At 56.4% G+C, this 13,723-nt stretch carries 10 protein-coding genes; 8 read left to right on the top strand and 2 right to left on the bottom strand.

The genetic code is table 11. The features are described from left to right. The first annotated feature begins 34 nt into the window (after nucleotides 1-34). The 8 genes from ACAM27_RS08345 to ACAM27_RS08310 all read left to right on the top strand — a co-directional run bounded on the left by ACAM27_RS08345 (nucleotide 35) and on the right by ACAM27_RS08310 (nucleotide 9,389). On the top strand, nucleotides 35-1,024 hold the full coding sequence (locus ACAM27_RS08345; protein ID WP_369612821.1) for a hypothetical protein: 990 nt from the start codon (nucleotides 35-37) through the stop codon (nucleotides 1,022-1,024). Between the two features lie 8 nt (nucleotides 1,025-1,032). After that, entirely contained in the window at nucleotides 1,033-1,782 is a 750-nt protein-coding gene (tsaA, locus tag ACAM27_RS08340; protein ID WP_153741130.1) for a tRNA (N6-threonylcarbamoyladenosine(37)-N6)-methyltransferase TrmO, read from the top strand. A 44-nt stretch (nucleotides 1,783-1,826) separates the two neighbouring features. Continuing rightward, on the top strand, nucleotides 1,827-4,181 hold the full coding sequence (locus ACAM27_RS08335; RefSeq protein WP_121207110.1) for a response regulator: 2,355 nt from the start codon (nucleotides 1,827-1,829) through the stop codon (nucleotides 4,179-4,181). 33 nt (nucleotides 4,182-4,214) lie between these two features. Further along, complete coding sequence (gene yacG, locus ACAM27_RS08330) at nucleotides 4,215-4,403, top strand: DNA gyrase inhibitor YacG (RefSeq protein ID WP_011786133.1); 189 nt, start codon at nucleotides 4,215-4,217, stop codon at nucleotides 4,401-4,403. Between the two features lie 142 nt (nucleotides 4,404-4,545). Beyond that, nucleotides 4,546-5,106: a YfaZ family outer membrane protein gene (locus ACAM27_RS08325; protein WP_023009053.1), complete on the top strand. Its 561-nt coding sequence runs from the start codon at nucleotides 4,546-4,548 to the stop codon at nucleotides 5,104-5,106. Between the two features lie 118 nt (nucleotides 5,107-5,224). Further along, nucleotides 5,225-7,456 (top strand): hypothetical protein, encoded by a 2,232-nt coding sequence (locus tag ACAM27_RS08320; protein WP_222562323.1) that lies wholly within the window; start codon nucleotides 5,225-5,227, stop codon nucleotides 7,454-7,456. A 69-nt stretch (nucleotides 7,457-7,525) separates the two neighbouring features. Next, nucleotides 7,526-8,458 carry a glucosaminidase domain-containing protein gene (locus tag ACAM27_RS08315; RefSeq protein WP_222562322.1) on the top strand — a complete coding sequence of 311 codons (933 nt, stop codon included), beginning with the start codon at nucleotides 7,526-7,528 and terminating at the stop codon, nucleotides 8,456-8,458. Nucleotides 8,459-8,489: 31 nt separating this feature from the next. Next, entirely contained in the window at nucleotides 8,490-9,389 is a 900-nt protein-coding gene (locus tag ACAM27_RS08310) for an acyltransferase (RefSeq protein WP_222562321.1), read from the top strand. Nucleotides 9,390-9,415: 26 nt separating this feature from the next. Here the strand turns inward: ACAM27_RS08310 and ACAM27_RS08305 are convergent, their stop codons facing one another. Together ACAM27_RS08305 and ACAM27_RS08300 are read right to left on the bottom strand one after the other, a co-directional pair. After that, on the bottom strand, nucleotides 9,416-12,091 hold the full coding sequence (locus ACAM27_RS08305; RefSeq protein ID WP_369612820.1) for a LuxR C-terminal-related transcriptional regulator: 2,676 nt from the start codon (nucleotides 12,089-12,091) through the stop codon (nucleotides 9,416-9,418). Nucleotides 12,092-12,361: 270 nt separating this feature from the next. Then, entirely contained in the window at nucleotides 12,362-13,723 is a 1,362-nt protein-coding gene (locus tag ACAM27_RS08300) for a DUF1329 domain-containing protein (RefSeq protein ID WP_121207114.1), read from the bottom strand.

The raw sequence follows: 13,723 nt of genomic DNA, 5'->3' as shown, positions 1-13,723 counted from the left end.
TTCCTTCACGAAAGCGGCAGAACCGGTTATCACCATGCGTGATATCTCGGTGCCCGCCCTTCTGGCGCCGGAGCGCCTGCCGATTTCGTTCTATACCTTCAAACCCGATGAGTTCTGGGCAGAGCCCAGGGATTCCTGGTGGCTGGGAGTCAGCGACTGGGTTATTCGGCAGGAACGTCAGCATGGCTCAACCGTGCAGTCTTTGGGCGCATGGGCAGACCGGACACTCTCCGGATCTCCCCAGGCGCTGCCAAATAACGAAAGCTACCTGAGATTGGGGTTTGCAGCAGAATCAGAGTACAGCGACCTGGCCCAGTTCGAACCGGAGGTGCGTTTTCGTCTTGATGTACCCACCGCTGAGGAGAAACTGCGACTGGTAGTAGAGAGTGAAAGCGAGGAACTGATCCCACTGGCGGAGCGTGAGCGAGACAGGCAACTGACAGAGCCAGAGCGAACCGACACTGAAACAACCGGCGCCCTGAGATTTCTGACCGATGTCGGTGATGCCATCAACCTCTCGACCGATATTGGTGGCCGACTGAGGCTGCCACCCGAACTCTTCTGGCGTATGAAAGCGCGCAAGGGCTGGAAAATCGACAACGATTGGGCACTCAATGCCCAGCAACGTTTTTACTATTATCATACCGAAGGCTGGGGGGCCCGCAGTTGGGTTGGTTTAAACCGCTCACTGGGTAACGGCTGGCATTACTACAACTCATCCGAGCTGGAATGGATTCATTCTGAGCGCGAATTTGTCGGGGCCCATGTTCACAGCGTGCAGAAACGTCTGAATACCCGGTCGGTGATCACCCCTCGTATTGGCGTGCTTGGCGAGAGCCAGCCAACCTGGCGCACCACAAGCTACTTTACAGATATCACATGGCGCTACCGGGTGTATGACAATTGGCTGTTCGCGGAGCTGATTCCGGCCCTGGAGTATCGGCGCGATGACGGGTTTGACGACCAGGCGTCAATCGTATTCCGAATCGAAATGTACTTTGCAGGCACCATTGACCGGGAATGACATCAGAAATGAGCAGACCACTGCATAAAAGCCGGCCCGCCGAGGAAGCTCTGACACTCAAACCGATTGCCATCACTCGCTCCTGCTTTCAGGACAAGTTCGGCGTTCCCCGGCAACCCGGCCTTACCCGCCATGCCCACGCGGAACTGGTTATACAAAGTCCCTTTGATCGTGAAGACGCTTTCCGGGGCCTTGAGTCAGCGAGCCATATCTGGCTTACCTTCCAGTTTCATGAAGCCGTTCGCGCCGAATGGCGCCCGGTGGTTCGGCCCCCGAGGCTTGGGGGTAACAAGAAAATCGGTGTGTTTGCCAGCCGTTCGCCTTTTCGCCCGAACAGTCTTGGCCTGTCAGTCGTCAGGAACGAAGGGCTCGCTCGCAAGAATGGCGAACTGGTCCTGAAGATCAGTAATCACGACCTGATTGAAGGCACACCGATTCTCGACATCAAGCCCTACCTGCCATTCTCGGATTCTGTCCCGGAGGCATCACTAGGCTGGGCAGACAGCGCGCCGACCGACAGATTGGAGGTGACCTTTGCACCGGAAGCCTCTGACCAGCTAAGCCAGCTTCCGGAGGCCGACTATCCGGATTTCCGCGCCCTGATTGAGGACGTCGTCAGTTACGACCCGCGCCCGTCGTTCCGCCGAGGACGGGATGAACAACGAATCTACGGAGCCAACCTGTTCGACAAGAACGTTCGGTTTCGATTTGTGAACGAAGATTCAATCATGCGTGTGGAAGTGATATCCGTCTGTTAAGATGCACCTTGGTGATTTTGTAGTCGACACAGGGAACTTGTGCCTTGCCTTCAAACCAGTTCTTCAAGCGTTTGGGTTTGCGCCCACTGGCACTGCGGTTGCTTGGGTGGGTGCTGCTGTACAGCCTGATATTGTCACTGGTGGCAACGGGTGTTCAGATGATTGGCGAATTCGAACGCCAGAAATCGGAATTGCAGAGCAGTCAGGAGCGCGCCGCTGAACTTATCGCTGGCGGCATGAGCACCAACCTGTGGGTGATGAATTTCAGCGAAGTAGCCAATAGCCTGGACGACATGCGTTCCATGCCTTTTATTGGCTATGCACGGGTAATCACGACCACCGGCGAAGAATTCAGTACCGGTTCCTACCCTGAAGGCCGGGTAATTACCCAGACATTCCCCCTCGAATTCAACCGTTCCAGTTTCGACCGTCCGCAACGAGTGGGGGAACTGACCATTGTTTCGTCCATTGAACAGGTATACCAGGATATCCTCGATCGCGCCCTGCTGAATCTCCTGTTCCAGTCCATTGTGGTGATGCTGGGCACATTGGGGTTGCTGTTGATTGTACGGGTAGCATTGTCCCGCCACCTCGAGACCATGGCGGACTATGCGGCCAAGCTGAATCTGGATGCACTTGTTGAGCCTCTCAAGCTGCGCCGGCGCAACCCTTCCCGGCCCGATGAGCTTTCCGAACTGGAGCAGGCATTGAACAAGATGCGGTTGCAGATTCTTGAGGACACCCGCTCCTTAAGGCAGACCACCATCCAGACCCAGGGCGAACGGGACGAAGCCATCCGGGCCAATCACGCCAAGAATCAGTTCCTGGCCAATGTCAGCCACGAGCTGCGTATTCCGCTTCAGTCTGTCCTCGGTTACGCCAATTTGCTGACCGACACGCCTCTGGACCAGGAGCAACGGGAGTATGTGAATACCCTGCTCAATGCCTCGGAAAGCCTGTCTTCCATCATCAATGACCTGCTGGATATCTCCAGCATGGAAGCCGGCAAGCTGGAGCTTGAGGCTATTCCTTTTGACCTGCGCGAAACCCTGAACGATCTGATTCACATGCTTGGCTCCCGGGCCCGGGAAAAAGGTCTGGCCCTGGAAGTACGGGTGGATGAAAACCTGCCCTGGGCGCTGACGGGAGACCCGGTGCGCATTCGCCAGGTGTTGCTGAACCTGTTATCCAATGCCATCAAATTCACAGATTCCGGCCACGTGCTGATCAGCATTGAGGTTCTTGGCAGAAAAGAGGGCAAAGTGCGCCTTCGGTTGGCGGTTGAGGATACCGGGGTTGGTATAAATCCAGAGGATATACCTCTGGTATACGAGCCCTATGTTCAACTTGGTCAGCGCTTCCAGCGTCAGTTACCTGGTGCGGGGCTCGGGCTCACCATCTGCCGCCAACTGGTCGATCTGATGGGCGGCTCGATGGATCTTGAGAGTCGCCCGGGTGAGGGCTCGACTTTCTGGGTTGAACTGTCACTCCAGGAGGCGACCGATGGCTCTGCCAAGGTGCGGCCGGATTCTCGGCAGGTGCAGGGCCGGCGGGTACTGGTCGTTGATTCCTACGAGCTGTCACGCAAGATTACTCTGGAGATGCTATCCCGGTACGATGTTCATATTGATGCCGTGCGGTCAGCCGGGGAAGCACTGACCGCCCTGCGACAAGCCTTCGATGCAGGCATTCCCTACGACGCTACAATTCTGGACGGCTTCGTGCCCGACATGGATGCGGATTTACTGTGCCGCCAGGTACGGAGCAACCCCCAATGGGCCGAAATGAGGCTTCTGATCCTGTCTTCCAACCCCCAGCGAGGGGACGCCGAGCATTTTCGCCAGGCCGGTGCTGATGCCTTCTTGAGCAAGTCTCTCCGGGAATCCTACCTGATTCCGATCCTGAACCAGCTGTTTACCCATGACACACAACAGGAACGCCGGTTTCTTACCCGCTTTTCTCTGAAGACCATGGCGGATGCCGGAAGTCGTCAGCGAGAAATCCCTTGCGGTCGGATGCGGGTGCTGCTGGTGGAAGACAATCCCGTAAACCGCACCCTTACCCGGCGATTGCTGGAAAAACTGGGCTGCGAAGTCATGACGGCAAACGACGGGCAGGCCGCATCCTCTCTGTGGCAATGGCACCAGTTTGATGTGGTTTTCATGGACTGCGTTATGCCCCGGATGGACGGCTACGAAGCAACACGCCAGCTCCGGGCCTGGGAAACCAACCATGGTCGCAGCCGGGTACCGGTTGTGGCACTGACAGCCAGCGCCATGGAAGAAGACGAGGAACGTTGCCGCGAAGCGGGCATGGATTCCTTTGTGGCTAAACCTGTCAACCTTGAAATGCTACGGGCAGTGCTGGAACAATATTGTCAGGCTTCTGCAACATCCTGATGAAGCCGCAAGTCACCTGCCCGGAATCATGCCATGAATGTAGAGTGTCCCACCTGTAAGAAATCCGTGGAGTGGAGCGAGACCAACCCCTGGCGCCCCTTCTGCTCTGAGCGCTGCAAACTGATCGATCTGGGTGCCTGGGCCAATGAGGAGTATCGGGTGCCCGCTGAAAACGCCTCGCCCGATGATCTCGACCAGGGCGGCGAGGTTACCCGTCACTAACGTGTTGGTTGCGAGCCACTTACGGGCTTTTAAGTTGTTAACCACCCGGCAGATGTTTAACATCCGTTGACGTTGAAACTATCGCATATACCGGCAGTTGCGCCGGCCACGCTCTCATAACGACAGCAATAAAGGTGTACACATGAAGATTACCCGCATCTCAGCACTGGCACTTTCTCTTGCCGCCGCTCCGGTTCTGGCAAGTGACCTGGATCTGAGTCTGACCAACGATTCGGTCAAGGGTCAGGTTAACTTCTTCGGCAGCCAGGAAGAGCTGCAAATGGGTGCTGGATACACCTACCATGAAGGTAGTCGCCACATTATCAACGCCGATTTTCATGCCCAGGGCCGCACTGCCCTTGGGAATCTGCCAACAACTGCCGGCATCGGCATGCGTGGCGTCGGCTGGGATGACGACGATGTTGATGGCGGTGCCATCGGCCTTGGCGGTTTCGCCACGGTGAACATTCCGACCGTGCCCGGTCTGTCGTTTGGCGGCAGCCTGCACTACGCTCCAAGCATTCTGTCGTTCGGAGATTCCGACGACATGACCAGCGTAGAACTTCGGGGCAGCTACCGTGTTATCCGTAATGCGGAAGTGTTTGCCGGTTACCGTTACCTGAATACAGAACTGGATTTTGCCGGTTCTCCAGATGTGAATCTGGATGAGGGCGTGTTGGCAGGTATCAAGATCTTCTTCTAACCCCTTCGCCTCGGTTACCCGGCGCCTTGCCGGGTGACCGATTCGTGCAGCCATTCACGCCCTGCCCTCCTGATTACTGCTAGTCTGTCCGGACATTTGCAAACCGGACTGCGCTTTCATGAGACTGACAATCCCTTCCATACTGGCTACTTCCCTGTTGCTTTCCGCCTGTGGGGGCGGAGATAGTGCGATTGACGGCGCCAAAGACATTCCCAACCGGTTTGGCAACACTCAGAACGCGCTGGATGATTTCAGTTCCGGCAGCACCGGGGATTCCAGCAACGCCCGGGGCCTGAAGCCAAATCAGGTACGGGTTACCATGGAATTACCCGTTAATCTGGCACCTGAGGGCGAGCAAACACGGCGTAACCTTCGTATTGTGATTCCCGATCAGGTTCGGGTTTACCGCACCAACACCAGCGCACAAACCTTTGATGATGTTCGTTACTCCACTGAAAAAGGGACGGACGGCCACTTTATCCTGACCTTTGACAACGGCGTTCCCGTTGGTCCGGATGTGATCATTGAGGCCCGTTATGGCACCGCCACGATGACCGCTCTGGCAGCAGACGCCGACCGGGATGTAAAGGTGAACCCCTTTTCCCATTACCTGGTTACCGAGGTGCTCTGGCGCCGGTACTCCACCAATGATTTTCAGACCGTGTTGGCCTGCGTGGATAACGCGTCGTGCCTGAACAAGTATGTATGGGGAACTCTTGCCGATCAGGTACACGATTTTGAGATTGATATTCCGGAGAACGCTAACGTTACCCAAGCGACCTCTACCCTGGCCGACCGGGCTGATTTTGCCAGCTATGTAGCAGATATGGCGGACTACGCACTGCTCGGCCAGGCATCCTCAGACCGTATTTCCGCCAGTGCGGCGGATTACAACTCCGTGTTTCTCGGCCTGGAATTGGGCCAGACGTTTCGCGAATCCAATGTGGCAGGAGCCGGCCAGTGGGGCGTACGCATGGCTCAGGTAGAGCGGCTGACCGAGGACAACCGCGCCTTTTTGTATCCCGCACTGACGCTCACGTCGTTCGATGCCTTCAACCTGAACATCACGTCTCTGGCCACGGACATACCTTACGATCGCCAAACGCAGATTCACGGTTTTTTCGAGCGGAATAATTCCGGCATTCCAGAGCAGCTCTTTTTCGAGCGCGGGACCGAAACCTGGGAACGAAACAGCCATTCCAGTGCCCCGGGTGCTGCTACACTGACCACCGAGACACCGGCTCGCTTGCTGGCGGGAAGAGCCCTGTACCAAACCATCACCAAACGAAACAGCAGCCTGATCAATGGCTGGACCAGAAACCCGTACTATCTGGATGCCTTTACTTCCGAACCGGTGAGTGACCAGAGCGGGCCAGACCGGGTACTGACCAACTATTTCACCGGCGGCAAAGCGATCGCGCTGGAAGATGATAACGGCAAGCTCAAACGCCGGAACACTCTTGAAAACCACTACCTGAGCGTATTCGAGCTACACCTCCAACGTGCGGAGGCATTCCAGATCTCCGATATGGCCGGACAGGCCTATAACGTGGCTTACCTCGCCACCCGCTTCGCCGATGGGGCGCCTGCAACATTCGAAACCGGACATGGTCAATGGGCATTCGGCTCAGCGAACGGTCAGACTCTGAACGGCACCGCCAATGTGGACCAGTTCACCCTGGCCCGCGACGCCTCCGGTGGCGTGGCCACACCCGATACCAGCAACGACACCTGGAATCTGATTAACCGGCGTTCCCGCCTGAGCTCGGGTGATATTTATATGGGGCGGCTGGGATTGTTCCGCAACGAGATCGACGAACGAACCAACTTCAACGACCCCAACTTTGGCATCCCCGACATGGGCCTGGGGGCGGCAACCCCAAATCAGGATCTGATGGCCTTTAACCTCAATGATGGCACGTTGGGCAGTGGCCTCCTGGTGGCAGGAAAAACGCTCACAGACGGAGCACTGACAGAAGGCACCTACCGGTTACAGGGCGCCATCGTTGGCGTGACCCAGGAGGAAAACCGGCTCTACCACGTGAACAATGCACAGCTGACCCTGGCGAACAGTTCTGCCAGCTTCGAGGGCACAACCATGATGGTGAACCACCTTATCGAAGACAACGAGGTGGTGGCCCCTGAAGAACTGCCGATGCAATTTAATGGCAGCTTCACAACAACATTGGAAGGGGGCATTTCGATTACCAGCGCCGGAGAATACGAGATGCGCGGCTTCTATACCGCGGCCGGCAACCAGGTCTTCCTGGTTATCAGCGACGATACCGGCCCGGAAATGAAAACCGGGCTATTGCTCGCAACGCTTGTTGAGGAATCCTCTGCGCCTTAAAACCTGAACCGCGGACAGCCCCGTATAACCTGTTATAATTCAAGCCATATCGATAGTAACGAGGGGTTTATGACTGCAGTTAACCGGGCGCTGATGCTGTTGATGCCGTTGTTTGCGTTTGCTGTTGCGGGTGCTATTTACACACCAACCGCAAGTCAGAACACCCTGCCGGGAGAAGGCGAAGGCGAAGTTACGCTGTCTTCTCTGCCACCGCTTCCAAATTGGGCGAATGAGGGTCTTCCGGACTTCTCAAGCTATCAGGACACCACTGAAAAGAAAGTCGCGTTCTTCTCTTACCTCTATCCCAGGATAGTGCTTGCCAATTCCCGTATTCTGCTGGAGCGGGAATACCTTGCCACGCTTGAGGGAAAGGAAGCCCTGACTAAAGATGAACTCGCATGGCTAACAAGCCAGGGAGACCGACTGCGAATTAAGGCTGAAGCCGGAACTGACCAGCAGTTCGCCCTGCTTCGGAAACGCCTCGATGTCATTCCTCCGTCTCTGATCCTGGCTCAGGCAGCGAATGAATCCGCCTGGGGGACCTCCCGGTTTGCGACCGAAGGTAACAATCTCTTTGGTCAATGGTGTTTCTCCCGGGGCTGCGGGCTGGTTCCGCAGAGTCGAATCGAAGGTGCCAATCACGAAGTGGCAAAATTCCCGTCACCTTATTACTCCGTGCGCTCCTACATTCAGAATCTGAACCGTCATCCCACCTATCAAACGGTTCGGGATATTCGGCTCGCTGATCGCAATGCCCAGAAACCCCTGTCTGGGTGGGAGCTTGCAGAAGGCCTGCTTGGCTATTCCGAGCGTGGGGAAGAGTATATAAAAGAGATTCGCGCCATGATCCGTTACAACAATCTGGAGTTCTACGACGAGGAGTTCAGAACCCTGCTGGGTGACCGGACCCCTGCGCAGTTTGAACGGCTGGCATCCGCCATTCCGGACACGACCCTCCTGCCCGGTGGATCCGGTGGCCAAGTAAGCCCGTTTGAAGGCTAATCCCTGAACCTGACAGACTCGAGATTCTCCGATGCTTGATTTCTTGCCCGCGCCGCTAAAAGGCATCCTTGCGGTGCTGTTGATACTGATCAACACCCTGTTGTTCCTTCCGCTACTGTTGCTGGTAGCACTGGCCAAACTCATTGTTCCAGTCCTTCCGTTTCGTAAGGCGTGCACTATCGTGCTGAATGCCATTGCCTGGTACTGGATCGGCTTCAACAACACCCTGATGAATCTGCTCCACCGGGTGGAATGGGATGTCCGTGGTGCGGACGAACTCAGCAAGGAGCACTGGTATTTTGTCACCTGCAACCATCAGAGCTGGGCTGATATACCCGCTATTCAGTATGTCCTGAACAGCAAAATCCCACTGCTGAAGTTCTTCCTGAAAAAGCAGCTGATCTGGGTGCCTTTGTTAGGAGTTGCCTGGTGGGCTCTGGATTTCCCGTTTATGCACAGACATACCAAGGAACAGATCGCCAAACGCCCGGAACTGAAAGGCAAGGACATTGAAGCGACAAAGGCCGCCTGTGAAAAATTCCGGTACACACCAGTGACCATTTTCAATTTTATGGAAGGCACCCGTTTCACCCCGGAAAAACACCAGCGCCAGAATTCACCTTACAAGCATCTGCTGAAACCCAGAGCGGGCGGCACGGCCTTTGTGTTTGGCGCCATGGGCGAGATGATTCATACCATGCTGGATGTCACTATCGTGTATCCCGGTGGTCGACCCGGCATCTGGGACTACCTGTGCGGACGGGTGCGCAAGATCGTGATCGATATTCGCACCCGCGAAGTGCCGGAGCGTTTTCTTGGAATGGATTACGAAAACAACCGCGAGGTCAGGGTCGACTTCCAGAGATGGGTAAGTGAGATCTGGGCGGAGAAAGACCAGCGAATTGAAACACTGTTGGCCGAGAACAGCTAACGAATAATCCCTGCGGGGCTGCGGTATTACAGCAGCCCCAGCTCCCGGGCCCGGACAATTGCCTGGGTCCGTGATTTAACATCCAGCTTGGCGTTTATCCTTCTGGCGTGGGTTTTCACGGTATGCAGCGAAATGTGCAATTTGTCGGCGATTTCCTGGTTTGATAGCCCCTGGGCGATCAATTCCAGAACGCCCTGCTCTCGATCACTGATAGGCTCGGCCAGGGGGTCTGCCGCCGGTGCCACGGGCTCACAACCAAACAGCCGCCCAAGCGCTGCGGTGAAGTCCCCGTTATCAAGATGGCGATAACATTTGTCCATCAACGGGCCAAGCTCTTTCATAAGCTCTGCAAAGGGGCTTATAAAATGCTCCCGGCTCGCCTGGGCAACGACGCTCTCCAGCCTCTTCCGGGCGGCAGGAAGGCCTTTCTCGGCTTCCAGCAGAACAGCATCCAGCAAACCCGCATGCAGCTGCAGCCCCCAGGGCATGCCGCCCTCGTATTTCTCTGAGACAGCATCCAGATGTTCCCGGGCTCTCACCAGGTCGCCATTGGCCATATCAGCCCGCACCTGCAAGCAATCCAGCAGGCCTGGCATCATCGGGAAAAGCTCTGGAACACATCCACCTTTACGGTAAGGTTCCAGTTTGGCGATCGCCTGCGTCGCACTGTCGTGTTGGCCTTGAGCCAGCCAACAGCTGGCCTTCAACGCTTCCAGAACCGGTACGTACAGACTCTCATCCACCTGCCAGGTATGCATGGTGCGCTCTGCCCGGCCCACCCAGACGAAGGCATCATCCATCCGGCCCTGGGCGCGACACATCAGCACCCTCAACGCCATGGCGAGCAGCAACCCAAGATCACGGGTCTGTTCGGCATGCCGGACACAGTTGACCAATAGTCGATCGGCTTCCGTCAGACGCCCCTGATGCCAGAGCACCAGAACCAGATTCAGCTGCAGGCGGGTTTCCCCAATTCGTGCAGGCCGGCTAAGCTCCTGCATGGCCGTATCCAGCCCGGTTCGCAACAGTTGCTCCGCGTGGCGCAGTGCCCCTTTGCCCAGTTCAATGCGGGCATGGGCGTATACCGCCAGGGCCTCGGACCCCGAATCGCCAGCTTCGCGGGCCAGCTTGGAAGCAACACGATTGGCATCCCGAGCCTCCTGAAAAGACCCGGCCGCACAAAGCGCGCTCGAACGAACAATTTGAGTCACCAACTGCGCCTGGGTCGACATACTACCCATCGCCAGCGCCTTGTCTGCCATGGCCAACGCGGGCTGCACAAAGCCCTCACCGCGCAATATAAACGCCTTCAAAGCGTAGATGCGGCCCTCATGCTCGTTCCGGTCCCGGTCATTGAAGCCTTCAAGAAGCTGCTTTGCCTGCTGGAACTGACCACCAATGGCATGTACCCAGCCGTAAACAATACGCAGCCGGGCGCTTCGCTCCAGCAATTCTGCAGGCAGGTTTTTTCTCAAGCTCAACAAAGAGGCAGTATCCTGGCCCAGTAACAGCGCCTCGGTACTCTCGGAGGCAATGCGCACGACCTCATCGCTATCGCCAGCCAGGACCGCATACTTTAATGCTTCCGGGAATTGCTGGCGCTGCTCGAACCATCGGCTGGCCATCAGCATTCGGGTGATGTAGCCCCCCATCACCGGGGTTTGCAGCCAGGCCTGTAGCAATGGGTTCAGGCGATACCACCGGCCCCGGCCAGGGACCGGCTTCAGGGGCAGACCACGGTCAGCAGCCTCAGACGGTGGCATCCCCGACTCTGAGACGGAGGGCTCGATAGCGAAAAACAACTCATCCGAACAGCTGTCCAGCTCGGCAATCGCCCGCAGTGATTTCAACTGAGCGGACCCCAGCTGGGCCGCAATACAGTCTTTCAGGAAACGCTCTACCGAAGGGGTTTCGTGCAGGGCCCTACGCTCCCCGCCCTGTTTCAGCTCCCGCCGATACAGTGCCAGTGGCGTTGGCCAACCTTCAGTCAGCCCGAATAAATGATCAATCGCGACGCTGGTAATCAGGCTGTCGGAGCGCGCTTTCGCAAAAAACTCAAAGGTTTCAGACCGTGAAAACTCCAGAATATCGGGACCCAGCCTGGTGTAGTTGCCATTCAATTCCAGTGTGTGACTCTCAAAGGGCACCGGAAGCCGAGAAGCCATAGCAACTGAAAGACCCGAAGGCAGGTGGGTAACCAACTGGTGCAATAAGCCGCTGACCGCCGGGTTGGTAAGATGATGGACATTATCCAGAACCAGTACTTCTCTGACCTCGCGGGCCTGCCGATCCCGATTGACCAGAAGCATCGTCAAATGGTCTTCAAAGGTTCCACCATTCGGCGGCAGTACCTCTGCCAATCCCAATGCCATCGCAAGTATGGAAAGAAAACGGGAGGGAGCGTTGTCCCCGGCGTTCAGGGAGATCCAGCGAACATTCACGTCCGGTGCACTGGCCAGCGCACTGACCAGGGCGTGAGTCTTGCCGTAACCTCCGGGTGCTTCTAGCTGTAGCAGTCTACCGGCTTGCAAGGCCTGGCATATCATTCGATCCAGATTCGGCCTCGCCAGGGTATCGTCTGGTACAGATGGCACCCTCAGCCGGTGCTCCATAAGATCCCGCACCAGCTCACCGCTCTGTAGACTGGAGTTCGCGGTCTGGAACTCGTCGTTGGCTGCACAGCCTTCTTTAAAGGATTTCACGTACTGCCCCATTTGAAACCGGCCGGACGAACGCCCAAACCGGAAAATAAGAGTCTTGCTTAGGCCGAAAACGGCATGGCGTCCTGCATGGGGTACGCCTTTAGTATGAGTCTTGAGGGAGAGGTTAAACCAAAGCAGGTGCTTGCTGCAAAAAATTGACGGGGAAAAAAGAGGTTAGAGGCGATTTTTTAACGCGAAGACACTTACCAACGGCCAAAAAAAAGCGAGCCGTAAAGGCTCGCTTTTCCTGACAGCGGTGAAACGCTGTTATTAACGGGTTCCAGCGCGACGCAGAGCCGCCGGCGTGTAATCCCGTGACTGACGCTCGACACCGAAGGTGTACGGCTGGTTCTCTTCGTTCGTCAGGCCAAGAGCCAGGTAACGACCGGAGAGCAGATCGTACAGTACTTCGATCGCGTACCAGGGCACGTTCTGATCGTAGAACTGCATTCCGTGGGCTTCAGCGACACGCCAGAGCTCGCCACGGCCATCGTAGTGATCGATAACCGCTGCCTGCCAGGAGTCCTCATCAATGTAGAAGTCACGCTGGGCGTATACATGCCGCTCACCGTCCTTCAGGGTTGCACGCACGTGCCACACACGGTGCAGCTCGTAACGGGTCAGATCCTGATTGATGTGTCCGGCTTTGATGATTTCGTCGTAGCTCAGGCCGCGATCCACCAGCTTGTAGGAGTTGTACGGAATGTACATTTCCTTCTTGCCCAGCAGTTCCCAGTTGTAGCGATCGGGAGCGCCGTTGTACATGTCGAAGTTGTCAGAGGTACGCATGCCATCAGCCGCAGTACCCGGACCATCGTAGGCAACCTGCGGAGCACGACGAACCCGACGCTGACCGGCGTTGTAGATCCACGCCCGGCGCGGTTCTTTCACCTGATCAATCGTTTCATGTACCAGCAGTACGTTACCCGCCAGACGCGCTGGCGCAGTAATAGCCTGCTTGAAGTAGAACAGAACGTTGTCGTCTTCACCTGGCTGATAATCGTTCAGGTAAGTACGCCATGTCAGTTCGTCCTGGAACTTGACCACTGAGTAGTCGCCACCGGCTGTAGGAGTGACCTGGCCAACGTTCCGCTGCACCGAACCACCGCGATACCGGGTAATGTGGTTCCAGATAGCTTCGAGGCCGTTCTGGGGAATCGGGAACGGCGTTGCACTCTCGTAATTGCCCAGCCCGTTACCGTCCTGAATCAACTCCACCTTGGTGGCGTTCTCAACGGTCTCATCCATCACTTCTTTCGGGTAAGCCGCCGTACGATGGGTCGGATAGACCGGAATCTTGTAATCGGCGTACTGGCGAATCATCGCCACCTGGCCCGGAGACAGCTTGTCGGCATATTGATCAACATTGCTCTGATCAATGACAAACTCGGGCTGCTCATTCGGGAACGGATTTACATAGATACCGTCGCCCTTGTAGCCCGCTGGCGGAGTTGTTAACCCGCCAGTCCATGCCGGGATGGCACCGCCATTACCAGACTTCTCCGCACCCATCGGGGTCAGAGTATCGCCCAGCTTGGCCGCTTCTTCTGCAGAAACCGCGCCCCAGGCCTGACCGGTAAAGAGACTTGCAGCCAGTACACCTGTGGCCAGTAGTTTCTTGTTTAATTTCAT

This window comes from Marinobacter sp. RI1, from assembly GCF_041155085.1.
Taxonomy (GTDB): domain Bacteria; phylum Pseudomonadota; class Gammaproteobacteria; order Pseudomonadales; family Oleiphilaceae; genus Marinobacter; species Marinobacter nauticus.
The sequence above is the reverse complement of the archived record's forward strand: the minus strand, read 5'-3'. Positions and strand labels throughout refer to the sequence as shown.